General features: G+C 71.3%; 28 protein-coding genes. 13 read left to right on the top strand and 15 right to left on the bottom strand.

Going from position 1 to position 26,606, the window contains the following annotated elements; all coding sequences use genetic code 11:
• From ACIBBB_RS00930 to ACIBBB_RS00910, 5 genes are all read left to right on the top strand, one after another.
• Positions 1 to 1,368, top strand: a complete 1,368-nt coding sequence (locus ACIBBB_RS00930; protein ID WP_398977362.1) for a sulfate adenylyltransferase subunit 1 — start codon at positions 1 to 3, stop codon at positions 1,366 to 1,368.
• 260 nt (positions 1,369 to 1,628) lie between these two features.
• Positions 1,629 to 2,747 carry an ABC transporter substrate-binding protein gene (locus tag ACIBBB_RS00925; protein ID WP_398977360.1) on the top strand — a complete coding sequence of 373 codons (1,119 nt, stop codon included), beginning with the start codon at positions 1,629 to 1,631 and terminating at the stop codon, positions 2,745 to 2,747.
• A 61-nt stretch (positions 2,748 to 2,808) separates the two neighbouring features.
• A complete protein-coding gene (locus ACIBBB_RS00920; RefSeq protein WP_398977358.1) occupies positions 2,809 to 3,600 on the top strand; it encodes an ABC transporter ATP-binding protein in 792 nt (263 codons plus the stop codon).
• Positions 3,587 to 4,534 carry an ABC transporter permease gene (locus ACIBBB_RS00915; RefSeq protein WP_398977356.1) on the top strand — a complete coding sequence of 316 codons (948 nt, stop codon included), beginning with the start codon at positions 3,587 to 3,589 and terminating at the stop codon, positions 4,532 to 4,534. Before ACIBBB_RS00920 ends, ACIBBB_RS00915 begins: the two co-directional genes overlap by 14 nt.
• A 4-nt stretch (positions 4,535 to 4,538) precedes the next feature.
• Positions 4,539 to 5,306 carry a sirohydrochlorin chelatase gene (locus tag ACIBBB_RS00910; protein ID WP_398977354.1) on the top strand — a complete coding sequence of 256 codons (768 nt, stop codon included), beginning with the start codon at positions 4,539 to 4,541 and terminating at the stop codon, positions 5,304 to 5,306.
• A 70-nt stretch (positions 5,307 to 5,376) separates the two neighbouring features.
• On the opposite strand, the gene ACIBBB_RS00905 is transcribed toward ACIBBB_RS00910, so the two are convergent.
• Positions 5,377 to 5,523: a hypothetical protein gene (locus tag ACIBBB_RS00905; protein WP_398977353.1), complete on the bottom strand. Its 147-nt coding sequence runs from the start codon at positions 5,521 to 5,523 to the stop codon at positions 5,377 to 5,379.
• Positions 5,524 to 5,653: 130 nt separating this feature from the next.
• A complete protein-coding gene (locus tag ACIBBB_RS00900) occupies positions 5,654 to 6,652 on the bottom strand; it encodes a ketopantoate reductase family protein (RefSeq protein WP_398977351.1) in 999 nt (332 codons plus the stop codon).
• A gap of 276 nt (positions 6,653 to 6,928) precedes the next feature.
• Between ACIBBB_RS00900 and ACIBBB_RS00895 the strand changes: the two genes are divergently transcribed.
• The 4 genes from ACIBBB_RS00895 (at position 6,929) to ACIBBB_RS00880 (ending at position 11,148) form a co-directional block, all read left to right on the top strand.
• Positions 6,929 to 8,134 carry a sulfite oxidase gene (locus tag ACIBBB_RS00895; RefSeq protein ID WP_398977349.1) on the top strand — a complete coding sequence of 402 codons (1,206 nt, stop codon included), beginning with the start codon at positions 6,929 to 6,931 and terminating at the stop codon, positions 8,132 to 8,134.
• Between the two features lie 265 nt (positions 8,135 to 8,399).
• A complete protein-coding gene (locus tag ACIBBB_RS00890; protein ID WP_398977346.1) occupies positions 8,400 to 9,488 on the top strand; it encodes an ABC transporter substrate-binding protein in 1,089 nt (362 codons plus the stop codon).
• Positions 9,485 to 10,411 (top strand): ABC transporter permease, encoded by a 927-nt coding sequence (locus tag ACIBBB_RS00885; protein ID WP_398977344.1) that lies wholly within the window; start codon positions 9,485 to 9,487, stop codon positions 10,409 to 10,411. Before ACIBBB_RS00890 ends, ACIBBB_RS00885 begins: the two co-directional genes overlap by 4 nt.
• Positions 10,387 to 11,148 (top strand): ABC transporter ATP-binding protein, encoded by a 762-nt coding sequence (locus tag ACIBBB_RS00880; protein ID WP_398977342.1) that lies wholly within the window; start codon positions 10,387 to 10,389, stop codon positions 11,146 to 11,148. The genes ACIBBB_RS00885 and ACIBBB_RS00880 overlap by 25 nt, the downstream gene beginning before the upstream one ends.
• A 39-nt stretch (positions 11,149 to 11,187) precedes the next feature.
• On the opposite strand, the gene ACIBBB_RS00875 is transcribed toward ACIBBB_RS00880, so the two are convergent.
• The 9 genes from ACIBBB_RS00875 to mgt form a co-directional block, all read right to left on the bottom strand.
• Positions 11,188 to 12,327, bottom strand: coding sequence for an LLM class flavin-dependent oxidoreductase (locus tag ACIBBB_RS00875; RefSeq protein WP_398977340.1), 1,140 nt, complete (start codon positions 12,325 to 12,327; stop codon positions 11,188 to 11,190).
• Between the two features lie 13 nt (positions 12,328 to 12,340).
• Positions 12,341 to 13,699, bottom strand: a complete 1,359-nt coding sequence (locus tag ACIBBB_RS00870; protein WP_398977338.1) for an NtaA/DmoA family FMN-dependent monooxygenase — start codon at positions 13,697 to 13,699, stop codon at positions 12,341 to 12,343.
• Positions 13,700 to 13,762: 63 nt separating this feature from the next.
• Positions 13,763 to 14,947, bottom strand: coding sequence for an LLM class flavin-dependent oxidoreductase (locus ACIBBB_RS00865; RefSeq protein WP_398977336.1), 1,185 nt, complete (start codon positions 14,945 to 14,947; stop codon positions 13,763 to 13,765).
• A 103-nt stretch (positions 14,948 to 15,050) separates the two neighbouring features.
• Positions 15,051 to 15,221 carry a putative leader peptide gene (locus ACIBBB_RS00860; protein ID WP_398977334.1) on the bottom strand — a complete coding sequence of 57 codons (171 nt, stop codon included), beginning with the start codon at positions 15,219 to 15,221 and terminating at the stop codon, positions 15,051 to 15,053.
• A gap of 123 nt (positions 15,222 to 15,344) precedes the next feature.
• Positions 15,345 to 16,082 (bottom strand): hypothetical protein, encoded by a 738-nt coding sequence (locus ACIBBB_RS00855; RefSeq protein WP_398977332.1) that lies wholly within the window; start codon positions 16,080 to 16,082, stop codon positions 15,345 to 15,347.
• Positions 16,083 to 16,193: 111 nt separating this feature from the next.
• Positions 16,194 to 16,565, bottom strand: a complete 372-nt coding sequence (locus tag ACIBBB_RS00850) for a DUF4440 domain-containing protein (protein WP_398977331.1) — start codon at positions 16,563 to 16,565, stop codon at positions 16,194 to 16,196.
• Positions 16,558 to 17,112: a DUF1697 domain-containing protein gene (locus ACIBBB_RS00845; protein WP_398977329.1), complete on the bottom strand. Its 555-nt coding sequence runs from the start codon at positions 17,110 to 17,112 to the stop codon at positions 16,558 to 16,560. Before ACIBBB_RS00845 ends, ACIBBB_RS00850 begins: the two co-directional genes overlap by 8 nt.
• A 180-nt stretch (positions 17,113 to 17,292) precedes the next feature.
• Positions 17,293 to 18,492 carry a S8 family serine peptidase gene (locus ACIBBB_RS00840; protein ID WP_398977328.1) on the bottom strand — a complete coding sequence of 400 codons (1,200 nt, stop codon included), beginning with the start codon at positions 18,490 to 18,492 and terminating at the stop codon, positions 17,293 to 17,295.
• Positions 18,493 to 19,058: 566 nt separating this feature from the next.
• Positions 19,059 to 20,267: a macrolide-inactivating glycosyltransferase gene (gene mgt / locus ACIBBB_RS00835; RefSeq protein WP_398977326.1), complete on the bottom strand. Its 1,209-nt coding sequence runs from the start codon at positions 20,265 to 20,267 to the stop codon at positions 19,059 to 19,061.
• Between the two features lie 167 nt (positions 20,268 to 20,434).
• On the opposite strand from mgt, the gene ACIBBB_RS00830 reads away from it, so the two are divergent.
• Genes ACIBBB_RS00830 through ACIBBB_RS00820 form a run of 3 tightly spaced genes read left to right on the top strand, consistent with a single transcriptional unit; the run spans position 20,435 to position 21,530 of the window.
• Entirely contained in the window at positions 20,435 to 20,863 is a 429-nt protein-coding gene (locus ACIBBB_RS00830; RefSeq protein ID WP_398977324.1) for a VOC family protein, read from the top strand.
• Positions 20,864 to 20,916: 53 nt separating this feature from the next.
• Positions 20,917 to 21,312 carry a YciI family protein gene (locus tag ACIBBB_RS00825; RefSeq protein WP_398977322.1) on the top strand — a complete coding sequence of 132 codons (396 nt, stop codon included), beginning with the start codon at positions 20,917 to 20,919 and terminating at the stop codon, positions 21,310 to 21,312.
• The gene (locus ACIBBB_RS00820; RefSeq protein ID WP_398977320.1) at positions 21,309 to 21,530 is read left to right on the top strand and encodes a hypothetical protein; all 222 of its coding nucleotides are present in this window, start codon (positions 21,309 to 21,311) and stop codon (positions 21,528 to 21,530) included. Before ACIBBB_RS00825 ends, ACIBBB_RS00820 begins: the two co-directional genes overlap by 4 nt.
• Here the strand turns inward: ACIBBB_RS00820 and ACIBBB_RS00815 are convergent.
• The 3 genes from ACIBBB_RS00815 to ACIBBB_RS00805 are packed head-to-tail and all read right to left on the bottom strand — an operon-like array spanning position 21,521 to position 24,632.
• A complete protein-coding gene (locus tag ACIBBB_RS00815) occupies positions 21,521 to 22,840 on the bottom strand; it encodes an ABC transporter substrate-binding protein (protein ID WP_398977318.1) in 1,320 nt (439 codons plus the stop codon). The genes ACIBBB_RS00820 and ACIBBB_RS00815 overlap by 10 nt on opposite strands.
• Before the next feature lie 17 nt (positions 22,841 to 22,857).
• Positions 22,858 to 23,697, bottom strand: a complete 840-nt coding sequence (locus tag ACIBBB_RS00810; protein ID WP_398977316.1) for a carbohydrate ABC transporter permease — start codon at positions 23,695 to 23,697, stop codon at positions 22,858 to 22,860.
• Positions 23,694 to 24,632 carry a carbohydrate ABC transporter permease gene (locus ACIBBB_RS00805; RefSeq protein WP_398977314.1) on the bottom strand — a complete coding sequence of 313 codons (939 nt, stop codon included), beginning with the start codon at positions 24,630 to 24,632 and terminating at the stop codon, positions 23,694 to 23,696. The genes ACIBBB_RS00810 and ACIBBB_RS00805 overlap by 4 nt, the downstream gene beginning before the upstream one ends.
• A gap of 167 nt (positions 24,633 to 24,799) precedes the next feature.
• Here ACIBBB_RS00805 and ACIBBB_RS00800 point away from each other — a divergent pair, with 167 nt between their 5' ends.
• Positions 24,800 to 25,699 (top strand): phosphotransferase enzyme family protein, encoded by a 900-nt coding sequence (locus tag ACIBBB_RS00800; RefSeq protein ID WP_398977312.1) that lies wholly within the window; start codon positions 24,800 to 24,802, stop codon positions 25,697 to 25,699.
• Between the two features lie 166 nt (positions 25,700 to 25,865).
• Here the strand turns inward: ACIBBB_RS00800 and ACIBBB_RS00795 are convergent, their stop codons facing one another.
• Positions 25,866 to 26,588: a 3'-5' exonuclease gene (locus tag ACIBBB_RS00795; protein WP_398977311.1), complete on the bottom strand. Its 723-nt coding sequence runs from the start codon at positions 26,586 to 26,588 to the stop codon at positions 25,866 to 25,868.
• Between the last annotated feature and the right edge of the window lie 18 nt (positions 26,589 to 26,606).

Raw genomic sequence — 26,606 nt, 5'->3', positions numbered from 1 at the left:
ATGACGACCACCGGGCACACGAGTACCGAGCAGCTGGCCGAGCAGCTGTCGGCCACCACCCTGCTGCGCTTCGCCACCGCCGGATCCGTGGACGACGGCAAGTCCACGCTGGTGGGGCGGCTCCTGCACGACTCGAAGTCCGTGCTCACCGACCAGTTGGAGGCCGTCGAGCGCGCCTCGCTGGGCCGCGGGCAGGACACGCCCGACCTGGCACTGCTGACGGACGGGCTGCGCGCCGAGCGGGAGCAGGGCATCACCATCGATGTCGCCTACCGCTACTTCGCCACGCCCCGGCGCCGGTTCATCCTCGCCGACACCCCGGGGCATGTGCAGTACACCCGGAACATGGTCACCGGCGCCTCCACCGCGGAGCTGGCCGTCGTGCTGGTCGACGCGCGCAACGGGGTCGTCGAGCAGACCCGCCGGCACGCGGCGGTCGCGGCCCTGCTCCGGGTGCCGCACGTGGTGCTGGCCGTCAACAAGATGGACCTGGTGGAGTACGCGGAGCCCGTGTTCGCCGCGATCGCCGAGGAGTTCACCGGCTACGCCGCCACGCTCGGCGTCCCCGAGGTGACCGCGATCCCGATCTCCGCGCTGGCCGGGGACAACGTGGTGGAGCCGTCGGCGAACATGGACTGGTACGGCGGTCCGACCGTCCTGGAACATCTGGAGACCGTCGCCGTCAGCCACGACCTGTCCGGCTGCCCGGCCCGCTTCCCCGTCCAGTACGTGATCCGGCCGCAGAGCGCCGAGCACCCCGACTACCGCGGCTACGCGGGCCAGATCGCCTCGGGCGTGCTGCGCGTCGGCGAGGCGGTGACCGTACTGCCCTCGGGCCGTACGAGCACGATCGAGGGCATCGACGCGCTCGGCGAGAGCGTCGGCATCGCGTGGGCACCGCAGTCGGTGACGATCAGGCTCAGCGACGACGTGGACATCTCGCGCGGCGATCTGATCGCGCCCAGCTCCGGTCTCCCCGCGAGCACGCGGGACGTCGAGGCGACCGTCTGCCATGTCGCCGACCGGCCACTGACGGTGGGCCAGCGGGTGCTGCTGAAGCACACGACCCGCACGGTGAAGGCGATCGTGAAGGACATCCCGTCCCGGCTCACCCTGGACGACCTGTCGCAGCACCCCGCTCCGGGGCAGCTCGTCGCCAACGACATCGGCCGGGTGGTGATCCGTACGGCCGAGCCGCTGGCACTCGACGCGTACCGCGACTCGCGCCGTACCGGCTCGTTCCTGCTGATCGACCCGGCGGACGGCACGACTCTGACGGCCGGCATGGCGGGCGAGTCGTTCGCCGCCGAGCCGCCGCCCGTCCCGGCGGCGGACGCCGCGGCCGAGGACAAGGGCTGGGACTTCTGATGGGCCCCGGCACGGTGGATGTGTTCGCGACGTTCGCGAAGGAGGGCGGCCGGGTCGGCAGCGGCGCCCTCGGCGCGGGGACCGGCGGGGTGTCGCGATGTGCGTGCTGACGTACGCGCACCGCACGCGCGCCCAGCGAACCCCCGGCACCCCGGTGCCGTACCCGCCGTACCCGTTCCGCCGAAGACCCGCCGACCGCCCGGCCACGCCGCCTCGTCACCGAGGGACGTGAGTACGGGCCGACGAGAGGAAGCCCTCCCGTGCCAGCCACCCGTACCGCCCCGTACCGCCGACGCGCACTCGCCGCAGTCGCGGCCCTGCCCCTGCTCGCCGTGGCGCTCGGCGCCTGCGGTTACGGCTCCGAGAACGACAAGGACGAGAAGGTCGCCCCCGCCGCCGAGGGCGAGAAAGTCGGCGGTCTCGGCGAGGTGAAGATCGGCTACTTCGCCAACATCACGCATGCCACCGCGCTGGTCGGCCTCCAGGAAGGTCTGATCCAGAAGGAGTTGGGCGGCACCAAGATCAAGCCGCAGGTCTTCAACGCGGGCCCCTCGGAGATCGAGGCGCTCAACGCGGGCGCGATCGACATCGGCTGGATCGGCCCCTCCCCCTCGATCAACGGCTTCACCAAGTCGAAGGGCCAGAACCTGCGGATCATCTCGGGCTCGGCGTCCGGCGGTGTCTCGCTCGTCGTCAACCCCAAGAAGATCAAGTCCCTGGACGATCTCAAGGGCAAGCGCATCGCGACGCCGCAGCTCGGCAACACGCAGGACGTGGCGCTGCTCAACTACCTGTCGGAAAAGGGCCTGAAGGTCGACACCAACACCGGCAAGGGCGACGTCACCGTCATCCGCCAGGACAACAAGCAGATACCGGCGTCCTTCGAGTCCGGTTCGCTGGACGGCGCGTGGGTGCCCGAGCCGACCGCCTCGAAGCTGGTCGCGGGCGGCGGTTCGGTGCTGCTGGACGAGAAGAAGCTGTGGAAGGACGGCAAGTTCGTCATCACGAACGTGATCGTCTCCCAGAAGTTCCTCAAGGAACACCCGGACGTCGTCGAGGCGGTGCTGCGCGGCTCGGTGAAGACGAACGCCTGGATCAACTCCAACCCCGACGAGGCCAAGGCCGCGGCCAACGCCAAGCTCAAGGCGGACTCGGGGGCGGCGCTGCCGCCCGAGGTGCTCGACCCCGCGTGGAAGAACGTCGACATCACCGACGACCCCCTCGCCTCGACGCTCGGCGTGTCGTCCGAGCACGCGGTGAAGGCGGGGCTCCTCGAAGACCCGCTGCTCGACGGCATCTACGACCTGTCCCTGCTCAACAAGGTGCTGAAGGCGGACGGCAGGCCCGCGATCGACGACGCCGGTCTCGGCGTGAAGTAGCCGAGGCGGTCACCCGACCCGCCCGCAACCGGACCGCCCCAGGACCCAGGAGGTGTGACTCATGACCACCACACTCGTCAAGCAGGCCACAACGGTCGGCACAGAGCCGTACGCCACCCGTCTCGACCATGTGTCCAAGTCGTTCGGCCGCCCCGGCTCCGGCCAGCTCGTGCTGGACGACGTCAGTCTCGACGTGGCGCCCGGTGAGTTCGTGACCCTGCTCGGGGCGTCCGGCTGCGGGAAGTCGACCCTGCTCAATCTGGTCGCCGGGCTCGACCTGCCGTCGGCGGGGGCGATCGACGTTCCCGGCGGCAGGCCGGCCCTGATGTTCCAGGAGCACGCGCTGTTCCCGTGGCTCACCTCGGGCAAGAACATCGAACTCGCCCTGAAGATGCGGGGCATGCCGAAGGCCGAGCGGCGCGGCGAGGCCGAGCGGCTGCTCGAACTCGTCCGGCTGAAGGGCGCGTACGGCAAGCGGGTGCACGAGCTGTCCGGCGGTATGCGCCAGCGGGTCGCGCTGGCCCGCGCGCTGGCGCAGGACAGCCAACTGCTGTTGATGGACGAGCCGTTCGCGGCGCTCGACGCCATCACGCGCGATGTGCTGCACGAGGAGCTGACCCGGATCTGGGCCGAGACGAACGTGTCGGTCCTCTTCGTCACGCACAACGTCCGCGAGGCCGTCAGGCTCGCGGAGCGCGTGGTGCTGATGTCGTCACGTCCGGGGCGGATCGCGCGGGAGTGGCGCATCGACATCCCGCAGCCGCGCCGGATCGAGGACGCCGCGGTGGCCGACCTGTCCGTGGAGATCACCGAAGAGCTGCGTGGGGAGATTCGCCGACATGGCCAGCACTGAGACGGGCGTTCCCGGGGCTTCGGGCGCTTCGGGCGCTTCGGGCGGCAACCTGTCGACCGATACGAAGGTGTCGAAGGACGACCACCTGGCGGGTCTGGAGGCCGGCCTGGACGCGCTGGAGACCAGGGCCGAGGAGCGGGTGTCGCTCGGCAGCGTGCTGCTCTCCAAGCTCGTTCCGCCGCTCGTGGCGGTCGTCCTGGTGATCACGGGCTGGCAGTTCGCCGCCGTCTCCGGCATCAAGCCCGACTACGTACTCCCGGGTCCGCTCGACGTCTGGCACTCCATCGAGCGGATGTGGCTGGAAGGCACGCTCATCGGCTACATCTGGACCAGCGTCTCGCGGGGCGCGCTGGGCTTCATCGTCTCCGTCGCCATCGGAACGCCGCTCGGGCTCCTGGTCGCGCGGGTGAAGGTGGTACGGGCCGCGATCGGGCCCATCCTCTCCGGGCTCCAGTCGCTGCCGTCGGTGGCGTGGGTGCCCGCGGCGATCATCTGGTTCGGTCTGACGGACGCCACGATCTACGCGGTGGTGCTGCTGGGCGCCGTACCGTCCATCGCCAACGGCCTGGTCGCCGGCGTCGACCAGATCCCGCCGCTGTATCTGCGGGCGGGCCGGACCATCGGCGCCACCGGCGTCAACGGCATCCGGCACGTCCTGCTGCCCGCCGCGCTGCCCGGCTATCTGGCAGGCTTGAAGCAGGGCTGGGCGTTCTCCTGGCGCTCGCTGATGGCCGCCGAGCTGATCGCCAGCTCCCCGGACCTCGGTACGGGACTCGGCCAGCTCATGGAGAACTTCCGCACCTACAGCGACATGTCCGGTGTGCTGGCCACGATCATCCTCATCCTGATCGTCGGCATCGGCATCGACCTGCTGTTCTTCTCTCCCCTGGAGCGGCGCGTCCTGCGCAGCCGCGGTCTCCTGGTCAGGAGCTGATCCCATGCCCCGTACGGCGGACCGCCCGGTGCTCGTGATCGTCGCGCACGGCAGCCGCGACCCGCGGCACGCGGCCACCGTGCACGCGCTCCTTCGCCGGGTGCGGGCGCTGCGTCCGGGCCTGCGGGTGGAGGCGGGCTTCCTGGACTTCAACACCCCCGCGGTGCCGCGCGTGCTGGAGCGGCTGGACTCGGAGGGCGTACGGGACGTGGTGGCCCTCCCGCTGCTGCTGACGCGCGCCTTCCACGCCAAGTCCGACATCCCGGCCGTACTGCACGAGGCGCGGGTGCGGCTGCCCAGGCTCGCCGTACGGCAGGCCGATGTCCTCGGCCCGTCGGCACTGCTGACCGAGGCCCTGGAGCGGCGGCTGTACGAGGCCGGGCTCACGCCGGGCGACAAGGGCTCGACCGGGGTCGTACTGGCCTCGGCGGGCTCCAGTGACCCGGAGGCGATCGCGGTGATCGCTCATGTCGCGCGGGAGTGGCGGCGTACCGGTTGGTGCGCCGTGCGGCCCGCGTTCGCCTCCGCCTCCCTGCCCCGCACCCAGGACGCGGTGCGCGAGCTGCGGGCGGAGGGGGTACGGCGGGTGGCCGTGGCCCCGTACGTGATCGCGCCGGGCCGGCTGCCGGACCGGATCGCCCGGGGCGCGCACGAGTCGGGGGCGGACGTACTGGCCGATGTACTTGGTCCGGCACCGGAGTTGGCGCGGCTGATCGTGCGGCGCTACGAGGCGGCGAGGGCCGCCGGGCAGGTCGCCGTACTCACCGCCTGAAGGGCCCCGCGGCCCCCGCGGTGCGTCAGGAGGGCGGCGGATCGGGTGGGCCCACCTGAGGTCGTCCGTGTCAGGCCGCCCACAGCGCGTCGCGGCCGCTCGCCGCGAGCGCCCGGTCGAAGGTGCCCGCCGTCCCGGGGACCGGTACGGGGTCGGCGGCGCACTCCCGCATCGCCGGGTGGACGGTGCTGGTGGCGGTCTTCGTGTCGCTGTTCATGCGGCTCACCGTAGGGAAGGCGCCGGGCACCGGTCTTGAAGAAACGCGACAGGCCGGGCGAGGGGGCGCAGGGCGGAAGCCGGTTGCGGCGTGCGCGCGGGCCCGCACAGCGGCGGCACCACGAGCCATCTCACGCACCGGCGCCGATGATCCTCAGCAGTTCGCCGACCGGCAGGGAACCCGCCGGTCGGTGCTCGCGGGCGAAGGAGTTGGCGACCCGCTGAAGGGCCTCGTTGACCGGTGTCGGTACCCCGTGCAACCGCCCCAGCAGGGCGATCTCGCCGTTCAGGTAGTCCGACTCGATCGTGCCGGTGCCCCGGCTCAGGCTCTGCCAGGACGACCCGCCGCCGCCCTCCGGGACGGCGTACGGGTCGAAGGTCATCCTCGCCCGCACCTCGTCCTGCTCGGCCCCGCTCACCGCCTCGACACCGGCGGCGGCGAGCACCGCGCGGCCCTCGGCCTGCGTCCGGGCGGCGAGGTCACGGGCCTCGTCGGTGAGGAGACGGCCGGAGACCGCCTCCACCGCGTTGGCGAGGTTGGCGATCAGCTTGCCGTACTTCCAGCGCATCGCGTCCGGTACGACCGGGGCCAGTATCCGGGACTTCTCCAGGTCGGCGGCTATCCGTACCGCGGTCTCGTCGGTGCCCGACGGGTAGCGGCCGATGTGCAGGGTCCCGGTGTACGGGGTGCCTCCGGCGGAGACCACGCCCGGCTCGACATGGGTGGCGGGCAGCCAGACGCACATGGCGTACACGCGGCGGAAGCGGCGGAGGGCGAGCCGTTCACCCTCCACCCCGTTCTGGGCGCAGACCAGCGGAAGCCGCTCGCCGGCGGTCCCGCCGCCGTCGACCGGCCGCACGGACCAGGCGTCCAGGGCGGCGGTGCTGTCCTGTGTCTTCACCGACAGCAACAGGACGTCGTCCGGGCGGAGTTCGAGCTCGTCGGGCCGCTCGACCACGGGCAGACGGTGCACGCGCGTCCCGTCGGGCGTGGTGAACCGAAGACCGTCGTCGCGCAGCGCCGCGTGGTGCGCGCCGCGCGCCACGAGGACGACGTCGTGACCGGACTCGGCGAGCCGGCCGCCGATGCTGCCGCCGACGGCGCCCGCCCCGATGATGATGTAGCGCATCCCGACTCCGTTCCGTGTCACCACGCGTCCGATTCGTGCCGAGCATAGATCCGGCGCGGGGCCGCGCCGGAAGCCGGGGGCACTGAGCTGGTACGGGAAAGAGCTGACCGGCCCGGAGGGGCGCGTCTAGGATTCCGGCATGGCTGTCCTGTCGCGCCTTTCGCCGCGCCGCTGTTGTTGTCGCTGACGCCTGCCTCTCCCCGGTTCCGCTGGTTTCCAGGACCTTCCCGTTCTCCAGGACCTCCCAGGTCCTCCCCTCCTTCGAGGAGCCATGTGATGACCCCTGCTCGCCGTTCCCTGCTGAAACTGCTCGCGGCCGTCCCCGTCGCCCCGGTGGCCGCGCAGATCGCCGCCGCCACGCCGGCCACGGCCGTCCCACGTGTTCCGAGCGCCGGGCCGAGCGTGCCCGGCATCGTCAAGCCGCTGCCGCCCGAGCTGTTCACCGTTCGCGGCACCAACGCCGAGGCCAACTTCGCCGCCCTGCGCGACACCGGCCGCCACACACCCGTGGAGCGCTTCTTCGTCCGCAACCACACGGCGACCCCCGTGCTGGACAAGAGCTCCTGGAGTCTGACGGTCTGGGGCAGCGGCCTGCGCGGCGGCCCGGCCCGGTTCACGTACGACCAGCTGCGCCGGCTCCCCTCCGTCACCCGCGACGTGGCCGTCGAGTGCGCGGGCAACGGCCGCAGCTTCTACACCTCCCAACAGGGCGACGCCGCCACCGGCACGGCCTGGACGCTCGGCGCGATCGGCGTCGCCCGCTGGCGCGGAGTCCGGCTCTCCGACGTGCTGCGGCACGCCGGGATCGGCGCGCACGCGGTCGACGTGATGCCCAGCGGACTCGACGCCGACTACGTCACCGAGGGCGTGAACCTGGGCCGGGTGCGCCGCCCGCTGCCGGTGGCGAAGGCGCTGGACGACGTGATCCTCGCGTACGAGATGAACGGCGAGCCGCTGCCGTACGACCACGGCTATCCGGTCCGGGTCGTCGTGCCGTCCTGGGTGGGGATCGCCTCCATCAAGTGGGTCGGCGACATCGAGGTGAGCGCCGAGCCGCTGAACTCGCCCTGGAACACCGACTTCTACAGGCTGTTCGGCCCGTCCTACCCGCCCGGGGGCAGCGCCCCGCTGACCCGGCAGACCATCAAGTCCGGCATCGAACTCGCGCCGGACACGGTGCTGGCCGCCGGACGCACCCACCGGCTGACCGGCCGCGCGTGGTCGGCCCACGCGCCGGTGAGCCACGTCGAGTTCAGCACCGACGGCGGGACCCGCTGGCAGCCGGCCCAGCTCCGGGACGCCCCGCTGCGCAACAACTGGGTGCGCTGGTCCGCCCCTTGGCGCCCGTACGCCACGGGGCAGACGCACCTCCTGGCGCGCGCCACCGACATGGCGGGGAACACCCAGCCCGAGCTCTCGGTGCCGAACACGCAGGGCTACCTCTTCGACGCGATGGTCAGGGTCCCGGTCACCGTGAACTAAAGGATCGATTTGTCCTGTTGGGTGACACCTTCTGTGTCAGGCGTATAGCGGGGGTACGAAGCCATTGTTGCCGTATCGCACATCCGGACCGGGCCCCTTGCCCATGGCTTCGTACCGCGGCTAGCTTCGCGAGCATGTCCAGATCCCAGCGGCTGAGCAGACGGCGCGCCGTCGATTTCATGCGCGTCGCGACCGCCCTCTGTAGCTGACCTCACCACTTCCGTTCCGTGATGGCCCCAGCGATTCAGAGAACCCGGGAACAGACATGCCCAGAGCACTCCGTGCTGCCCTGCTCGCCTCCGTACTGATCGGCCCGGTCCTGCTCACCGGCTGCGCCGACAACTCCGCCACCACCACGGCCTCCTCGAAGGATCTCTCCGCCGTCGAGATTCCGAAGACGGTGGATCCGGACACCGAGATCACCATCGGAAGTCCGGAGATCGAGGTGGCGCTCAAGCTCTCCGGCCAGATCGACAAGCTCCCCTTCAAGGTCAAGTGGGCGAACCTCAGCGGCGGTCCGCAGTGCTCCGAGGCGTTCCGGGCCAACTCACTGGACGTGTGCGCGGCGGCCGAGATCCCGTCGATCCACGCCCACTGGACCGGGCTCGACACCAAACTGGTCGCCGCGGCGTTCCGTACGGACCCGGTCAAGAACCCGATATACGAGCTCGGCATCGCGCCGGGCGCCGATATCGACAGCCTCGCCGACCTGCGTGGCAAGCGGATCGCGTACAGCCCGGGACAGGCCCAGGGCGCGCTCGTGCTGCGCATCCTGGCCAAGGCCGGGCTCACCAAGGACGATGTGAAGCTGGTCGAGCTGCCGAGCACCGGGGATGTCTATCCCACCGCGCTCGGCGGCGGACAGGTCGACGCGGCGCCGCTCGGCGGGGTCAACATCAAGCGTTATCCGGCGAAGTACGGCAAGGACGGCGGCAAGACGATCCCGCACGGCCTGCGGGACGACCCCAGCCATCTCTGGGTGCCCACGGCCTCGGTGAGCGACCCTCAGAAGGCCGCCGCGACAAGGGAGTTCGTCACGTACTGGGCCAAGGCGGAGGTCTGGATCGACACGCACCCCGAGGAGTGGATCGAGGGCTACTACGTGAAGGACCAGGGGCTCTCGCGCGAGGACGGCGAGTATCTCGTCGAGGCAGGCGGGCACCCGGCCATTCCGGGCGACTGGACGGACGCCATCGCCGACCAGCAGAAGACGATCGACCTGCTGGCGAAGGAGACCGGCAAGGAGTCGTTCGACGCGGGGATCCTCTTCGACCGGCGCTACGAGAAGGTCGGGGCCGAGGCGATCGCGGGCACCGGCGCCGACGCCGAGGCCGGGACGGGAGCCGGATCATGAGTACCGAAGCAGCCGAAGAAGTCACCCTGACCAAAGCAGAGTTGGCGACCGACACCGGCCCGGACTCCGGCCCGGCCGGCGCACCCGGCCCCTCCGACGCCTCCCCGCCCGCCCGCGACTCCCGCACCACCCGCCGGCTCGGGCCGCGCCGCCGGCTCGGCCTGGGGCGCCCCGTCCCGTACGGCTGGGCGCTCGGCCCCCTGCTGCTGCTCGCCGTCTGGGCGGCGGGATCGGCCACCGGCCTCATCGACGCCCGTAATCTCTCGGCCCCCTGGACCGTGGTGACGACGACGGGTGATCTGATCGAGAACGGCCGGCTCCAGTCGAACCTCGCCACCTCGGCCCAACGCGCCGCGCTGGGCCTGCTGTTCGGCGTGCTGGCGGGCCTGATCCTGGCGCTCGTCTCGGGCCTCAGCAGGATCGCCGAAGGCGTGATCGACGGCCCGGTGCAGATCAAGCGGGCCATCCCGTCGCTCGCCCTGATCCCGCTGCTGATCCTCTGGTTCGGCATCGGCGAATCGATGAAGGTCATCACGATCGCCCTGGGCGTCTTCGTACCCGTCTACATCCACACCCACAACGGGCTGCGCACCATCGACAACCGCTATGTGGAGCTGGCCGAGACGGTGGGGCTGAGCCGTACGGCCTTCCTGCGGCATGTCGTGCTGCCCGGCGCGCTGCCCGGTTTCCTGCTGGGCATGCGGTTCGCGGTGACCGGTGCCTGGCTGGCGCTGGTGGTTGTCGAGCAGGTCAACGCGACCAGCGGGATCGGTTACATGATGGAGCTGGCCCGGACCTACGGGCAGACCGACATCATCATCGTCGGCCTGGTCGTGTACGGGCTTCTCGGGCTCCTCTCGGACGCGCTGGTACGTCTCGTCGAACGGAGGACACTGTCATGGCGACGCACGCTGGCGGGCTGACCGCCGACCACCCGGCCGCGACCGTACGGATCCGGAGTCTGGTCCGCTCGTTCGGCGACCGGAACGTCCTCGACGGTCTCGATCTCGACCTGGGCGCCGGGGAGTTCGTCGCGCTGCTCGGCCGCAGCGGCTCCGGCAAGAGCACGCTCCTGCGCGCGCTCGCCGGTCTCGACCACGACGTGACGGGCACCGGCGAGCTGGGCGCCCCGGACCCGGTCGCCGTCGTCTTCCAGGACGCCAGGCTGCTGCCCTGGAAGCGGGTGCTGGACAATGTGGTCCTCGGTCTCGCCGGACCCGACCCGGTGGCACGCGGCCGGGCCGCGCTCGCCGAAGTCGGGCTGGCGGGACGGGAGAAGGCCTGGCCCGTCGAGCTGTCGGGCGGTGAGCAGCAGCGCGTGTCGCTGGCCCGTTCGCTCGTGCGCGAACCGGGACTGCTGCTCGCGGACGAGCCGTTCGGCGCGCTGGACGCGCTGACCCGCATCCGGATGCATGTACTGCTGCGGCGGCTGTGCGCCAGGCACCGTCCGGCGGTCCTGCTCGTGACGCACGACGTGGACGAGGCGATCGTGCTCGCGGACCGCGTGGTGGTTCTCGCCGAGGGGCGCATCGGCGCCGACATCCCGGTGGAGCTGCCCGCGCCTCGCGCCCACGGCAGCGCCGCGTACGCCGCGCTGCGTGAGCGGCTGCTGGAGGAGCTGGGGGTGGACCCCACGGCGCAGGAGGAGAACGCCGCGTGACGGTCCCGGACGACCGGGCCGCCCCGCCCGGTCGCCCGGTTATCGCCGCGCCCACTCCTCGGCCAGCAGTTCGTAGCTGTGGACCCGGTCCGCGTGGCCGTGGGTGATCGTGGTGATGAGAAGTTCGTCGGCCCCCGTGGCGTCGCGCAGGACCTCCAGTTGGTCCGCGACGCTCCCGGGTGAGCCGACGAACTGCGTTTCGGTCCGGTCGGCGACCAGTTCCCGGTCGGCCTCGCTCCAGCGGTGCGCGCGGGCCTCGTCGGGCGTGGGGAACGGGATCGCCCCCTCGCCGCTGCGGATGCCGCGTACCCACAGGCCGTAGCCGGTGGCCAACTCGCGTGCGCGGGCCTCGTCCTCGGCGACGACGACGTCCGCCGAGACGCTGACGTAGGGCCGGTCCAGCTCGGCGGACGGCTTGAACGCGGCCCGGTATCCCTCGGCGGCCTCCAGCACGGTCGCCGGACTGACGTGATAATTGGCCGCGAACCGGAGGCCGCCCGCCCCCGCCACCTGTGCGCTGATGCCCGCGCTGCTGCCGAGGATCCACACCTGGAGGTCGGCCCCCTCCCCCGGCACCACATGCGCCTCGATGCCGTCGGCGGTGGTGTAGGTGCCGGCCAGCAGCGCGAGAACGTCGGCTATCTGCTCGTCGTACGGCTGCGATTCGGCGTGCGGCTGCTGGAGCAGCTTCCGGTGCAGGGCGAAGCGCGGGGAGCTCAGCAGACTCGCGACCGAGAACCGGGCCGGGATGCGCAGCCCGTTCGGGGTCCGGCCGTCGACGACGGGCGTCACACGCTCCGGCACCGGCGCGGGAGTCGCCGCTTCCGCCCGCCCGCCGGACCGGCCGAGTCCGAGGTCGAACCGGCCGGGATGCAGCGCGTCGAGCAGCCCGAACTCCTCCACGGTGGACAGGGCGGTGCGGTGGCCGAGTTGTACGGCTCCGGAGCCGAGCCGGATCGTGGAGGTGGCGGCGGCGGTGAGGGCGAGCACGACGGCCGGAGAGGTGCCCGCGACTCCGGGGTTGAGGTGGTGCTCGGCGAACCAGTGACGCGTGTAGCCGAGCCGTTCGGCCTGCTGGGCGAGGTCGATGCTGTTGCGCAGGGCCTGGCCGGGGGTCGATCCGGACGAGACCGGTACGAGGTCCAGGACGGCGAGCGGGGTACGGGCGGTGGTGGCCACGGTTTGCTCCTTGTCAGTGGGCGGCGGGCACGGGCGTACGGAGCCCGAGATGGTCGCGCAGGGTGTCACCCTCGTACTCGGTCCGGAACACGCCCCGCTCCTGGAGCAGCGGTACGACCGTGTCGGCGAACTCGTCGAGCCCGCCCGGTGTCAGATGGGGCGTCAGGATGAACCCGTCGCTCGCGTCGGCCTGTACGAAGTCGTTGAGCGCGGCGGCCACCGTCGCCGGGGAGCCGATGAAGGTCTGACGGCCCGTCACCTCGATGACGAGGTCCCGGATCGAGAGGTTCTTCTCCTCGGCCAGGGCGCGCCAGCGCGCGGCGGTGGCGAGCGGGTCGCGGTGCATCCGTACGCTCGCCCGCCCCCGCGCGACGGTGTTCTCGCCGGGAACCGGATCGAGGTCGGGCAGCGGTCCGTCGGGGTCGTAGGAGCTGAGATCGCGGTTCCACAGCTGTTCGAGGAGCCGGATCGCGGTCTGTCCGCTCACCTGCTGCCGGCGGATCACGGCCGCCTTCTCCCGCGCGTCGGCGTCGGTGTCGCCGAGCGCGAAGGTGACGCCGGGCAGGATCTTCAGCTCGTCGGGGGAACGGCCGTACCGGGCGAGGCGGCCCTTGACGTCGGCGTAGAAAGCCTTGCCGGACTCGAAGGTGCCGTGCCGGGTGAAGATCGCGTCGGCCGCCGACGCCGCGAACTCCCTTCCCTCGTCGGAGTCGCCCGCCTGGAAGATGACCGGCCGGCCCTGCGGTCCGCGCGGCACGTTGAAGTGACCGCTGATGTCGAACTGCCCCACGTGGTGGTCGAACCCGCCGGGATCCGGGTGGGCCAGGAACAGGCCCGACTCCTTGTCGGCGACGATCTCGTCCCCGTGCCAGGAGTCGAACAGCTCCCAGGCCGCCGCGAGGAACTGCTTGGCGCGCTCGTAGCGGTCCTCCTGTTCGAGGTATCCGCCGCGCCGGAAGTTCTGGCCGGTGAACTCGTCCCACGAGGTGACGACGTTCCACGCGGCCCGCCCGGCCGAGAGATGGTCGAGCGAGGCGAACTGCCGTGCCACCTCGTACGGTTCGTTGAAGGTGGAGTTGACCGTGCCCGCGAGCCCCAGCTTGTCGGTGACGGCGGCCAGCGCGCTCAGGACGGTGAAGGTGTCGGGCCGCCCGACGACGTCCAGGTCGTATATCTCGCCGTTCTGCTCGCGCAGCCGCAGCCCCTCGGCGAGGAAAAGAAAATCGAACTTGGCGCGTTCGGCGGTCCTGGCGAAGTGGGTGAAGGAGCTGAATTCGATCTGACTGCCCGCCGCCGGGTCGCTCCATACGGTGGCGTTGTTGACGCCGGGGAAGTGGGCGGCGAGGTGGAGCTGCTTGGCGGGCTTGCTCATGGGAGAGGCATCCTTCGGCGGTCGCGGGTCATGAGGTCCGGTGGCGGGCGCCGCCCGGCGTGGTCAGGCCGGGGCGTAGCGGTTGGCCGGGCGGGGCAGGCCCAGCAGCCCGCGCAGGGTGTCGGCCCCGTACCGCGTACGGAAGACGCCCCGCCGCGCGAGTTCGGGCGCCAGCCCGCGGGTGATCCGCTCCAGGTCGTGCGGCAGGGCGGCGGGCCGCAGCCGGAAGCCGGTGAGGCCGGCCTCCTGGCCCTCCTGGAGAACGTCGGCCAACTCGGCGGGGGTGCCGGTGAAGACGGGGGCGTCACTCGTGTACGCGTCGCCCGCCCGCTCGTCCAGGCGGGCGCGGCGTTCGGCGGCGGCGCCGGGGGCGTCGTCCAGGTACACGAGCAGGTCACCGAAGATGTGCACCGTCTCCTCGGCGCGGCCCGCCGCCCCCTGGGCGTCGCGGATCCGGGCGACGATCGCGCGGGCGTCGTCGGCGTCGCGCGGTGTGACGAACCCGATCTCGGCGCGGCCGGCGAGAAGTTCGTACGGCACGGTGTCGTGCGCCAGCGCGGCGACGGGCGGCCGGCCCTGCGGCGGGCGCGGGGTGATGGAGGGGCCCTTGACGCTGAACTCGGCGCCCTCGAAGTCGATGTAGTGGAGTCTGGCCCGGTCGATGAAGCGGCCGGAGGCGACGTCACGGATCTCCGCGCCGTCCTCCCAGCTGTCCCAGAGCCTGTTCAGCACCTCGACGTAGTCGCCCGCCTCGGTGAACAGTTCCCGGACCGCGGCGGCCGTGATGGGCCGGGCGGGCGCGGTACGGCGTCCGACGTGCGCGAACTCGTCGGCGCGCCCGGAGACCTTGACCCGTACTCCGGCCCGTCCCAGGCTCACATGGTCGAGCGTGGCGATCGCCTTCGACAGGTGGAACGGCTCGGTGTGGGTGACGAGCGCGGTCGGGACGAGCCCGATGTGCCGGGTCTGCGGGGCCACGCGGGCGGCGATCAGCACGGCGTCGAGCCGGCCCCGTATCCGGTCGGTACGGCCGTCCGGTCCGTCGGGGCGGGACGACTGAAGGCTGAGCGAGTCCTCGAAGGTGACGAAGTCGAGCAGGCCGCGTTCGGCCTCGGTCACCAGATCGGTCCAGTAGCGGGCGGTGAACAGTTCCGCGGGGCGGGCGGCGGGCTCCCGCCAGGCGACGGGATGCCAGCCCGCGCCGTCGAGAGCGACGGCGAGATGGAGGGGCGGAGGGGACAGGGGCATGGGAAGTACCGCTTCCTGCTGTCCGGGAGTACGGGAACTCGGCGGAATGGACACGCGCGCCGGACAGTCGTCACCCCCGGACACGAACATCGGGGGCGGTGCGTCAGAGAGCGGTGCGCGGTGGGGCCGTGTGCCGCGATGCGGCGTCGCCGTACGCCGGACACAGCGCGCCGGCGACGCGCAGCAGGTCGATGTGGCGGCGGCAGTACATGCCGTCGACGCCGAGCCGGTTGCGGGGAGTGCCGGCCGCGGGCGTCGTGGACGTTCCTCGCACTGCCGTCACCTCCCTCTTCTCTCCGCTCCGTGAACGGTAACTCCGCACCACCGTCCACGACAATGCCGCCCCCGATCGCCGGACGGAAGTCCGTCCGGCGATCGGGGGCTAAGGGCCCGAACGTCAGCGCGCTGCGGGGATCTCCAGGCCCTCCGTCAGCGGACGGAAGTTCTGGTTGGTCTCGCAGCCCAGGTTCTCGTACGTGTTGACCTTGGTCTTCGGGTCGGTCTTGGTCAGGTGGTACTTGCACGCCTGCTTGATGTAGCGGCCGTTGATCCCGCCCGGGAAGTCGATCTCCTTGTTCCACAGGTACGGCGACTCGTAGCGGTTCAGCGCGGCCGTGGCGTTCACGTCGATGCCGCCGGGGGCGTCGATCTCGTACACCCAGCCGGTCTTCGCGGCGCCGTAGGTGGCGAACTTCTGGGCCACCCACTTCTCACAGCTGGTGCTGACGTGCGCGCTGTCCTGTCCGCCGCCCTTGACGATGTACTCGGCCAGCGGCACCATCGCCTCGCCGCGCGGGGTGAAGCCCTTGTCGAACAAGTCCCGCACGTTCTCGCGGGTGTCGCCGCGCCACAGCGTGTTGGTGTCGTCGCGCCACTGCCAGCGCTCGGACGCCGCCGTCTGCCTGACGGTGTCGGCGATGAGCGGGTTGGTCGTCGTACGCCACCAGTCCCAGGCCCGGTACTGGACGACCGGACCGCAGGGCGCGGTATCGAGTTCGGGGGCGAGGACCGGGGTGAGCGCGGGGGCGTGCGGCGCCGGGATCGGGGCCGCGGTCGACGCCGACGCGGCGGTCGGGGCGAGCGCGGCGGTGGCGAGAGAGGCGGCGGCGAGGACCCGCAGGGCGGCCTTCAGCATGGTGAGTACCCATCAGTCGAGCAACGTGACGGGCCCCTTTATAGCGGCGCAGGAGCCGCATACCGGGCGAGGCGGGACGGATCCCACTCGAATGGTCGGCGCCCGGCGCGATCAGGAGCGCTCCGGCGTGAAGACGGTGCCCTGGTGGAAGTAGAGGAGCCAGCGTCGACCGGTCAGCGTCCACAGGGAACTGCGGTGGGCCCAGACCCCCTTGTGCTCGGTGTCGAACGTCAGCAGCACCAGGTGCGGGGCGAGTTCGACGCCCCGCATCCCGGTCGTCGTGACGGGCCGGGCCGCGGGCGCGTCGTGCGCGGTGAGGTGCGCGGTGAGCGACCGCCGGTCCCAGCGACGGCCCGACGAGCCGAACGCCGTGAACTCGGGGTGGAGCAGTTCCCCGATCAGCTCGGCCGACGAGCGGACAGCCGGGTCGAGGAGGTGCAGTTCGGTCTCGATGGCGGCGACGACCGCGGGCGACTCAGCCATGGGTCAGCTCCACCAGCTTCGTGACGGTGTTCCAGTTACGGCTGGTGGCGACGGTCCCCTTGTAGAGGCCGGGCCTGGACAGCGCCGCGGCCAGTTTCGAGCGGCCGAGGCCGTCGGGGGTGTAGAGATACAGCACCCTGTCGCCGAGCCGGAACTCCTCCGGACGGTACGACTCCTGGTCGATCGCGGCGAAGCGTCCGGGGTCCCCCGCCTCGGAGAGGTAGGTGACATGGAGCTGCTTGGCCTGGAGGGAGGCGGCCGGGAAGGGGCAGGCGTCGGCGACGGCCTTCAGATAGGCGGCGTCGCGCACCAGACAGTCGACGGCGAAGCCGAATCTGTCGTGGATGGCGTCGCCGAGCGCGGCGGCGAGCGTGGACTCGTCGGCGCCGGTGCTGTCGGTGAAGACCGCGTTGCCGCTCTGGAGGTAGGTGACGACGTCGCTGTGGCCGAGGCCGGTGAGCACCTCACGCAGTGCCGCCATCGGGACCTTCCGGCTCCCGCCGACATTGATTCCGCGCAGCAGTGCGCCGTATCTGGTCGTCGTCATGCGCCCACGATAGGTCGGCCGGCGGCCGGGACGGCTCCGGCATGCGGAAGACGGTCGCCGCGCCCCGTGGGGGAGGGCGCGGCGACCGCCGGTCCGCTGTGAAGGGCCGTCAGCGGTCCCGGGGCCTGTCCTTCGGATCCCGCCGGGCTCGCGGGCCCGATCCGGAAGACGGACCTCAGGTCACTCGACGACCTTCAGCAGTTTGTTCGGGGTGCCCGGGTCGGGGTTGGTGATGGCGTCGGGGGTGGCACCGTCCGTCAGAGCGGTGGCGACGTCGGCCGGCGCGGCGTCCGGGTGTCCGGCGAGGTAGAGCGCCGCGGCGCCGACGACGTGGGGGGTCGCCATCGACGTACCGGAGATGGTGTTCGTGTCGGTGTCGCTGCCGTTCCACGTGGACGTGATGTCGGAGCCCGGGGCGTAGATGTCCACGACCGGGCCGTAGTTGGAGAAGACCGACTGCTGGTCGTCCACGGTGGAGGAGGCGACGGTGATGGCTTCCTCCACCCGGGCCGGGGAGGTCTGGCCCGCGTCGCTGGTGTCGTTGCCCGCCGCGACGCCGAAGGTGACGCCCGAGGCGATGGCCTGGCGGACGGCCTCGTCGAGGGCGGGGTCGGCGCCGCCGCCGAGGCTCATGTTGGCGACGGACGGGCCGGTGTGGTTCGCGGTGACCCAGTCGATGCCGGCGACGACCTGCTCGGTGGTGCCGTTGCCCGAGTCGTCGAGGACGCGGACGGCGACGATCTTCGCCTTCTTGGCGACTCCGTGGGCGACGCCCGCGACGGTGCCGGCGACGTGGGTGCCGTGGCCGTTGCCGTCGTCGGCGTTGTCGTCGTTGTCGACCGCGTCGAAGCCGGACGAGGCGCGGCCCTCGAAGTCGGCGTGGCTGACGCGGACTCCGGTGTCGATGATGTACGCCGTGACACCCTCGCCCCCCGCGTCCGGGTAGGTGTAGGCGTTGTCACCGGCGGCGGCGGTCTGGTCGATCCGGTCGAGGCCCCAGGACGGCGGGTTGTCCTGGGTGGCGTTGATGGAGAACGCCTTGTTCCGCACGACCTTGAAGACGGCCGGGTCGGCGGCGAGGCGCTTGGCCTCGGTGGCCGAAAGGCCGCTGGCCGAGAAGCCGTTGATGGCGGCCGCGTAGGTCCGGTTGAGCTTCCCGCCGTACTCGGCGGCGAGGTCCTTCTTGTCCGCCTTCTGGTCGAGCATCACGATGTAGCTGCCCGCGACCGCGCCCTTGGCGTCGGCCCCGTACACCGTGCCGAGGGGGGTGACCGCCGCCCCTGCCGTGGGGGAGGTGAAGGCGGTGATACCGGCCACTGCTGCCACCGCGGTTATCGCCGCGGTGAGTCTCATCCGGTTGGCGCGCTTATGAGTTGCCATGAAGAGGTTTCTCCTCGTGAACTTTTGTGGGGGGAAAGCTCGCCGGACGAAGAACTTCCGGCGAGCTGATTCGAAACCCTGGCCGATTGTCGCGCTCAGATCAAGACCCTCAGACCGCTGTGACGTGGAGGACAACTTCTCTTCACACGAAATCGGCCAACCTCACCCAACTCGGACCGCGCCCTCCACTCCCGTCCGCGCCGGGTTAGTTGTAAAGGGCTTCGATCCTCCTTGTCAGAGATGTGCCCTCCCCATGAGGAGGAGGGAGGGCGCACTCGGGCTCGCCGGGAGGCAGGAGGAGAAGGCCGGAATCCGACCCTGGGTCCGAAGAGGGGAAGCGGCGCAGGGCCGCTCTCGGGCCCGAGGGGACGGATCGGCGACGGGTACGACAGAGAGACGACCACGCCGACGCGATCACGTCAGACCGCCGGAGCGGGGGGCGGGAACGGCGCCCCGCGCGGGATCGCGGCGCGCGCCGGAGGCTGGAGCGCGCGGCACCGGTGGACGGCGGTCACCGTCCGGGCGTACGGCGTCGTACGGCGTCGTGCCGCGCGTCCCCGGACGCGTCAGGCGGTACGCACCGGCAGCGCGTCCTCGATGATGTCGGCCGCCTGTCGAGTGCCGCCCTCCTTCGCCATGTCCTGCCTGATCTCCTCACCCCTGCGGGCGACTTCGGGATCGGCGACGAGCGCGGTGACCGCCTCCCGCAGCGCCTCGGCCGTCGCCTCCTCCATGGAAAGCCGCCGGGCGACGCCGAGTTGGACCAGCATGTCGGCATTGCCGAACTGGTCGACGGCGAGTGGTACGGCGACCATCGGAGTGCCGGTGGCGAGCCCCTCCTGGCTGCCGCCGGCGCCCGCGTGGGTGATGAACGCGTCGGCCTTCTTCAGGACGGCGAGTTGCGGCACCCAGGAGTGCACCTCGATGTTCTCGGGGATCTCACCCAGCTCGGACGGGTCGACGAACTTGCCGATCTGGAGCACGACGTGCCAGCCGGGCAAGGCGCCGAACGCCTCGGCGCAGGCGCGGTAGAAGGCGGGCTGCTTGGTGTTCGCCGAACCGAGCGAGACCAGCAGCACCTTCTCGGCCCCGCCCGGCCGCTCCCACTCCCCCTGGCCGGCCCGCTCCCCCTGGCACGCGCCGACGAAGGTGTAGACGGACTCGTCCACCCGGTCGGCGAAGAGCTGAAGTGCCTTGGGGATCAGCACGATCGCACGCTCGGGATGCGCGACGAACCGGTCCTGGTCGATGCCCATCCCGTTCTCGTCCAGCCACGCCTGGAAGCGGGCGCGATAGGCCCGGCCGCGCTCCGACCCGGCGAGCTGGGCGTTCTGGGCGGCGGCGACCTCCTCGTCGTAACCGTCCCAGGCGACCAGATTCGGCGAGAGCTGGAGATACGGGACGCCCCACCGGTGCGCCAGGATCGGCGCGGGGTAGGACGTGATGTCGCTGATGACGAGGTCGGGCCGGTCGTTCTCGAACGCCTCGGCCAGTTGGGGCAGCGCCTGCGTTCCGTCGGCGAGGAACGGCTCCAGATTGTCGACCAGTTCGGTGCCCCAGCCGTCCGGGTCGTCCTCGGTCGGCAGGGTGGAGGCGTAGATCACCGGCTCCGCCCCGGTCTCGGCGACCTTCTCCGCGAACGAGGCCGGAATCGCGTAACTGACGCGGTGCCCGCGGGCGACGAGTTCCCTGATGACTTCGAGGCTCGGGTTCACGTGTCCGTGGGCGGCGATGGAGAACATGGCGATATGGGCACGCTGCTGTCGTGAGGTCATGACCTCACCGTAGCATGGAGCGAGACGAGACGTCTCGTCCACATTGAACGGTGGCCGGGGATTTCCTCCCGGCGGGACGCGGAGACATGGAGAGATCCGTCCGCCGGTTCCGACCTCGCTGTGAGACGTCCACCAGGGACGTACGCGGTACGAGGAGAGGAGCGGTCATGGGACTGCCAGTGGTGCACTTCGAGATCGTCGGCGCCGACCCCGCCAAACTGCGCGCCTTCTACGGAGAGCTGTTCGGGTGGGACTTCGACCTGGGGGACGCGAGCACCCCGGCGGTGTCGCGGCCCGGCGAGTACGGCTTCGTGGTCGGCGGCGCGAATCCCGTGCCGGGCGACGGCGTGGGCGAGAGCGCGAGCGACGGCGTGCCCGGCATCAATGGCGGGGTCGCCGGCGGTGCGGGCTTTCAGCCGCGTGTCCTCTTCTACATCGGCGTACCCGACGTGGAAGCCGCCCTCCGGAAGGCCGAAAGCCTCGGTGGAACCCGCCTGATGGGCCCCGAGCCGGAGCGCCCCGCCCCCGGCGCCCTCGTGGTCGGGCACTTCGCCGACCCGGAGGGCAATGTCGTCGGGCTCGCCGGTACGGCCTGAACGGCGGTCCGCGAGCGGCGCCGTACCGTACCTCCGGAGTGCAGGGAGTCGAGATGAAGTACCTGATCATGATCTACAGCAACCCGAAGAGCTGGGGTCACCCGGCCTTCCTCCGTACCCGCGAAGCCCTCGCGATGTCGGACGAGGAGCGGGCCGAGACGAGCGGGCAGGCGGACGCGCTGTGGCGGGAGATCACCGCGTCCGGCGAACTGGTCAGCGGCACGGCGCTGGCCGACCCGGTGAACACGAAGTCCGTACGCGTACGTGACGGTCTCCCCGCCGTCACCGACGGGCCCTACATCGAGGCCAAGGAGCAGCTGGCCGGGTATTTCGTGGTCGACTGCGACAGCCGGGAGCGGGCCACCGAGATCGCGGCACGCTTCCCGGACGCGCGGTTCGCCGCCGTCGAGGTACGCCCGATCATGGACACCTCCGGCCAGGAGATGTGACGAGCGGCGGGTACAGGCACGACGGCGAGCGCGTCGAGGATCTGCTGCGCCGGCTGGCACCGCGCGTCCTCGCCGCGCTCGTACGCCGTCACGACGACTTCGAGGCCGCCGAGGACGCGGTGCAGGAGGCGCGGCTCACCACCAGCCTCCCCGAGCAGCGCTACCTCCAGGACCGCGCGGCCCGCCTGGAGAGGAACACCGACGCGCCTCAGCGCTGATAGCGGGCCAGCACCAGATTGCCGTCCTTCACCAGCCGTTTCTCCAGCTCGGCGCGGTCGATCGCGCCGCTGTAGTACTCCTGGAGCGCCGGGGTCGCGACCTTGTCCTTCCACTCCGGATAGCCGCGCACCGACTGCGCGGGCGCCGGCAGCAGCTCACGCGCGAGCGCCGCACCGGTCGACCAGCCGTCCTTCTCCGTGTGCAGGGACGGGTCGGCGAGCGCCGCCGTACCCGTGGGGAGCATCCAGTCGCCCCGCGCGAGGCGGACCATGTTCTGAGGCTGAAGCAGGAAGTCGATGAAGGCGACGGCCTCTTCCTTGTGCGGTGTGTCCTCGGAGACCGACAGAGTCTGCGGGCTGACCCCCTGCGTCGCGCCGTCGGCCCCGGCGGGCGACGGCAGCACCGTCCACTCGAAGCCCTCCGGCGCCTGCTGGATGATCTGCTGCCGGTAGGAGAACCCGAGCGGCACCATCGCGTACTTCTCCCCGAAGAACCCCGGCAGCGTGTCCGAACCGCCCATGCCGAGCGTGGCGCCCGAGGCACTGCCGTCCTTGTTGACCTGGTCGTGGATGACGGCGGGAACCTCGGCGTCGGCATCCGTGTACGTGATCGTCACCTTGTCGTCCATGCCCCGGTGGAAGAGCTGCCCACCCGTGGACCGACTGAGGTTGAGCGTCGCGGAGACCGGGTCCTTGAGCGGCCAGGCCACCCCGTACTCCGCCTGCCCCGCCGCCGGTTTCCGCCCCTCGCCGGCTGTCAGTTCCCTGGCGGCCGACCTGAACTCCGCCCAGGTCCAGGGCTTCTCGACGGTCGGGATCCGGACGTCGGAGGCTTCGAGGATCTTCTTGTTCGCGATCAGCACGCGCGGCTCCTGGAGGAACGGCACGCCGTACAGCCCGTCCCCGAAGGCCGTGGTCTCCCAGCTGCGCTCCGGGATGTCCCGCTTCAGCCGGTCGGGCAACAGCCCGTCGAGATCGGCGAGATAGCCGCCGTACGCGAAGTCGGCGAGGTCGTCGGAGGCGTCATGGATGATGTCGGGCGCCTCGCCGCCCTCGAAGGAGGTGAGCAGCTGGTCGTGGACACTGTCCCAACTGCCCTGTACATACTCGACGTTCACGTCTGGGTGGGCGGCGTTCCACTCCTTCACCAGCTCCTTGTTGACGGCGACGGACTCGTCCTGCCAGGCGAGCGACTGGAAGCGCAGGGTGATCCGGCCGCCGGCCGAATCGCCGTCGCCGGAGCCGGAGCAGCCGGTGAGCAGCAGGCCGAGGGCGGCGGAGGCCGCCACCAGCCGTATTCTCGTACGCATCGGGGTCCTCGTACGCATCAGGTCTTCACCGCCCCGGCGAGCATGCCGCCCGTGATCCGTCGTTGGATGATCGCGAAGATGACGAGTGAGGGGATCGTCGCGAGGAACGCCGCCGCCGCGAGCGGCCCCAGGTCGGCGACGCCCTCGGCGCCGAGGAAGTGGGTGAGGATCACCGGCAGTGTCTGCTTCTCCGGGGTCTTGAGCAGGACGAGCGCGAAGAAGAACTCGTTCCACGCCGTGATGAACGCGAACATCGCGGTGGCGACGATGCCCGGCGCGAGCAGCGGGGCCGTGACCGAGACGAGCGTACGGAGCCGGCCCGCGCCGTCGACGGCCGCCGCCTCCTCCAACTCGGCCGGTACCGCCCGTACGTACCCGACCAGCATCCAGAGCGCGAACGGCAGGGACCACACCACGTACACCATGATCAATCCGAAGAGGGAGTTGATCAGATGGAGGTTCTTGAGCACCAGGAAGAGCGGGATGATCACCAGGACGAACGGGAACGCCTGGCTGACCACCACCCACCCGGTCGCCGCCGTGGCGAGCCTGCCGCGCTGCCGGGCCATCACATAGGCCATCGGCGTCGCGATGACCACCGCGATCAGCGCGGCGGAGAACGCGACGGTGAGGCTGTTGCCTGCGGCCCTGAGCAGCGGCTGCTCGTCGAACGCCTGGCGGAAGTTCTCCAGAGTCGGGCCCTCGGGGATCCAGGTGGGGTGCAGACTGCCCAGCTCACGCGCCGGTTTGAAGGCGGTGGAGATCAGCCACAGGAACGGGAAGCCGAGAAAGACCAGGTAACACAGGAGCGCCAGGTACTGCCCCGCGCGGGCGGGCCTGCTGGTGCGCGGACTCATTTCTCCTCCCCTGCCTTGATCCGTCCGACCAGATAGAAGGCGAGAAGGACCGAGATCACGGCGACCATGACGCAGCCCATGGCGGCGGCGTAACCGAACTGGCCGTAACGGAAGGCTTCTTCGTACGCGAAGAGCATGGGCAGTCGGGTACGGCCCCCGGGGCCGCCGTTGGTCAGGACGTAGACCAGGGCGAAGGAGTTGAAGTTCCAGATGAAGTTGAGCGCCGTGATGGCGAGGGCGACGGGCTTGAGCGCGGGCCAGGTGACGGTACGGAACCGGCGCCAGGCGCCGGCGCCGTCGAGCGCCGCCGCCTCGTGCAGCTCGTCCGGGGTGTTCTGGAGCCCGGCGAGGAGCGCGACGGTGGTCTGCGGCATGCCCGCCCAGATCCCCACGACGATCACGGCGGGCAGGGCGGTGGCAAGGCCGGTGAGCCAGTCGCGGCCGTCACCGAGGCCGAAGTCGCGGATCGTCTCGTTGAGGATTCCGGCGTCGGCGTTGTAGACGAGACGCCACATGATGCCGACGACCACCTCGGGCATGGCCCAGGGGATGATCGCCAGGGCCCGTGCGAGCCAGCGGAACCGGAGCCGCTGGTTCAGCAGCAGGGCGAGGCCGAGCGCGAGCACGAACTGCGGGACGCTCACGCCGACCGCCCACACCAGACCGATCCGGAACGACTCCCAGAAGAGCGTGTCGTGGTACAGGTCCTGGAAGTTCAGCGTCCCGATCCACTCGGTGGGCTCGGTGCGGCCGGACTGCGCGTCGGTGAAGGCGAGGGTGATGCCGTAGAGCAGGGGCCCGACGCTGAGCACCAGGATGGGTATCAGGGCCGGCAGCACCAGGAACCAGGCGCCCCGGTCGACCACTCTCTCCCGTGGCCGCCCCTCCCCCGGCGTGGACTTGTCTGACCGCGCCTTCGCGGTCGCCAGTGTCACGAATTCGGCTCCTTCGGGCGGCTTTCGTAGGGGATGGCCGCCCCGGCGGCCCCCGTCATCGTGCTGACGAGCGAGGGGTTCGTCAAGCCAACCTGCGTGAATGCGAGACTGGGGGCCGATCTCGCCGGGGAGCCCGGAGGGTCCGGCAGAGTGACGGGAGAGTTCCGATGGACGAGGCACGGGCGCGCGCCGTACTGGACGCCACGGAGCTGCCGCACGAGTCCCGGCACGCGCGGGCGGACCGGCCGGCGCCCGACGCCGAGCTGCTGGCGCTGGGCGAGAACGCCGTGTTCGGCGTCGGCGAGCTCGTCGTCAAGGTCGGCAGGAGCCTGGCCGAGGCCCCGGAGCTGCTGGCGCGCGCCCAGCGTGAACTGGCCGTCGCCGAGTGGCTCGCGGAGAGCGGCGTCCCGGCGGTCCGGTCGGCGGAGCCCAAGGCCCGTACCGTGGACGGCCACCCGGTAACGCTCTGGCGGCGACTGCCCGATGCCGTACGGCCCGCGGGCTCCGCCGACCTGGCGGAACTGCTCCGGCTCGTCCACGCCCTGCCCGCACCCCCCTTCGAACTGCCCCGCAGGGAACTGCTCGGCGGCGTGGAGCGGTGGCTGCGGATCGCCGGCGAGGCGATCGACCCGGCCGACGCCCGCTATCTGCGCGAGCGCAGGGACGGCTTCGCCGCCGCCGCGGCGGCGCTCTCCCCGCACCTCGCACCCGGCCCGATCCATGGCGACGCGCTCCCCCGCAACGTCCATGTCGGCCCGGACGGACCGGTCCTGGTCGATCTGGAGACCTTCTCCACCGATCTGCGCGAGCACGACCTGGTGGTGATGGCGCTCTCCCGCGACCGGTACGGCATGCCCCCGGAGGCGTACGACACCTTCACGGCCGCCTACGGCTGGGACGTACGCGACTGGTCCGGCTGCGCCGTGCTGCGCGGCGCCCGCGAGACGGCGAGCTGCGCGTGGGTCGCCCAGCACGCCCCGACGAACCCGAAGGCGCTCGCCGAATTCCGCCGCCGCGTGAACTCCCTGCGCGACGGCGACCCCGAGGTCCGCTGGTACCCCTTCTGACCTTCTGACGAGTGGTCGGCGCTCCGGCGGGAGGGGCGTGGGTGCGGGGTGCGGGCGGCTGCGCGGGCCTGTTCCCCGGCCCGCCCCTTCCCACAACCGGGGCTCCGCCCGGATCCCGTACGGCCTCCGGCCGTGCCCTCAAACGCCGGGCGGGCTGCTTCGGCGCTCAGCCCGCCGCCGGCACCAGTTCGCGCAGCGGCCAGTCCGCGTCCACCACCGCGTCCGCGTTGCCCTTGCGGCGCAGGAAGCTCTGGAAGTCGGCCGCCCACTCCGCGTACCAGGCGATCTGCTGCTCGTGCAGCGCCGCCGCCGTCAGGGACGCGACCTGGCGGTGGCGGCCCGCTATCGCCGTCGCCACCCGCACCGCGGCCAGCGCGTCCGCGCCCGCGTTGTGCGCGCTGTCCAGCACCACCCCGTACTCGGTGCAGACCGCCTCCAGATTCCGCTTGCCCCGGCGGTACTTGTCGACGGCGCGGTCGATCGTGTACGGATCGATCACCGGGCCGATCGGTCCGCCGCCCACCCGGTCGTTCAGCGACGGCAGCCCGTGCCGCGCCAACTCCGCCGCGAGCAGGGTCAGATCGAACGACGCGTTGTACGCCACGACCGGCACGCCCCGTGTCCAGTACCCCGTCAGCGCCGCCGCGATCTCGTCCGCCACCTCACGCGCGGGCCGCCCCTCCGCCGAGGCCCGCTCGCTGGTGACCCCGTGGATCGCGGACGCCTGCTCCGGGATACGGATGCCCGGATCGGCGAGCCAGTCCCGCCGCTCCTCCACCACTCCGTCCCGTACCGCGATCACCGCCGCGGTCACGATGCGCGCCTCCAGCGGCTCCGTACCGGTCGTCTCCAGATCGAATCCGACCAACGGCTCCCCGTGCCAGCCCATCCCGGTCCTCCCTCACGC

Source organism: Streptomyces sp. NPDC051217, from assembly GCF_044455465.1.
In the GTDB taxonomy this organism is placed as follows: domain Bacteria; phylum Actinomycetota; class Actinomycetes; order Streptomycetales; family Streptomycetaceae; genus Streptomyces.
The sequence above is the reverse complement of the archived record's forward strand: the minus strand, read 5'-3'. Positions and strand labels throughout refer to the sequence as shown.

Bases quoted from the DNA above. Each gene is read 5' to 3' on its own strand.
- ACIBBB_RS00930 (WP_398977362.1), top strand. From the start codon at position 1: ATGACGACCACCGGGCACACGAGTACCGAGCAGCTGGCCGAGCAGCTG.
- ACIBBB_RS00865 (WP_398977336.1), bottom strand. From the start codon at position 14,947: ATGCCCCTGTCCCCTCCGCCCCTCCATCTCGCCGTCGCTCTCGACGGC.
- ACIBBB_RS00880 (WP_398977342.1), top strand. From the start codon at position 10,387: ATGGCGACGCACGCTGGCGGGCTGACCGCCGACCACCCGGCCGCGACC.
- ACIBBB_RS00815 (WP_398977318.1), bottom strand. From the start codon at position 22,840: ATGCGTACGAGAATACGGCTGGTGGCGGCCTCCGCCGCCCTCGGCCTG.
- ACIBBB_RS00905 (WP_398977353.1), bottom strand. From the start codon at position 5,523: ATGAACAGCGACACGAAGACCGCCACCAGCACCGTCCACCCGGCGATG.
- ACIBBB_RS00895 (WP_398977349.1), top strand. From the start codon at position 6,929: ATGACCCCTGCTCGCCGTTCCCTGCTGAAACTGCTCGCGGCCGTCCCC.
- ACIBBB_RS00840 (WP_398977328.1), bottom strand. From the start codon at position 18,492: ATGGCAACTCATAAGCGCGCCAACCGGATGAGACTCACCGCGGCGATA.
- ACIBBB_RS00870 (WP_398977338.1), bottom strand. From the start codon at position 13,699: ATGAGCAAGCCCGCCAAGCAGCTCCACCTCGCCGCCCACTTCCCCGGC.
- ACIBBB_RS00915 (WP_398977356.1), top strand. From the start codon at position 3,587: ATGGCCAGCACTGAGACGGGCGTTCCCGGGGCTTCGGGCGCTTCGGGC.
- ACIBBB_RS00825 (WP_398977322.1), top strand. From the start codon at position 20,917: ATGAAGTACCTGATCATGATCTACAGCAACCCGAAGAGCTGGGGTCAC.
- ACIBBB_RS00800 (WP_398977312.1), top strand. From the start codon at position 24,800: ATGGACGAGGCACGGGCGCGCGCCGTACTGGACGCCACGGAGCTGCCG.
- ACIBBB_RS00910 (WP_398977354.1), top strand. From the start codon at position 4,539: ATGCCCCGTACGGCGGACCGCCCGGTGCTCGTGATCGTCGCGCACGGC.
- mgt (WP_398977326.1), bottom strand. From the start codon at position 20,267: ATGACCTCACGACAGCAGCGTGCCCATATCGCCATGTTCTCCATCGCC.
- ACIBBB_RS00845 (WP_398977329.1), bottom strand. From the start codon at position 17,112: ATGACGACGACCAGATACGGCGCACTGCTGCGCGGAATCAATGTCGGC.
- ACIBBB_RS00920 (WP_398977358.1), top strand. From the start codon at position 2,809: ATGACCACCACACTCGTCAAGCAGGCCACAACGGTCGGCACAGAGCCG.
- ACIBBB_RS00830 (WP_398977324.1), top strand. From the start codon at position 20,435: ATGGGACTGCCAGTGGTGCACTTCGAGATCGTCGGCGCCGACCCCGCC.
- ACIBBB_RS00795 (WP_398977311.1), bottom strand. From the start codon at position 26,588: ATGGGCTGGCACGGGGAGCCGTTGGTCGGATTCGATCTGGAGACGACC.
- ACIBBB_RS00855 (WP_398977332.1), bottom strand. From the start codon at position 16,082: ATGCTGAAGGCCGCCCTGCGGGTCCTCGCCGCCGCCTCTCTCGCCACC.
- ACIBBB_RS00890 (WP_398977346.1), top strand. From the start codon at position 8,400: ATGCCCAGAGCACTCCGTGCTGCCCTGCTCGCCTCCGTACTGATCGGC.
- ACIBBB_RS00850 (WP_398977331.1), bottom strand. From the start codon at position 16,565: ATGGCTGAGTCGCCCGCGGTCGTCGCCGCCATCGAGACCGAACTGCAC.
- ACIBBB_RS00810 (WP_398977316.1), bottom strand. From the start codon at position 23,697: ATGAGTCCGCGCACCAGCAGGCCCGCCCGCGCGGGGCAGTACCTGGCG.
- ACIBBB_RS00885 (WP_398977344.1), top strand. From the start codon at position 9,485: ATGAGTACCGAAGCAGCCGAAGAAGTCACCCTGACCAAAGCAGAGTTG.
- ACIBBB_RS00900 (WP_398977351.1), bottom strand. From the start codon at position 6,652: ATGCGCTACATCATCATCGGGGCGGGCGCCGTCGGCGGCAGCATCGGC.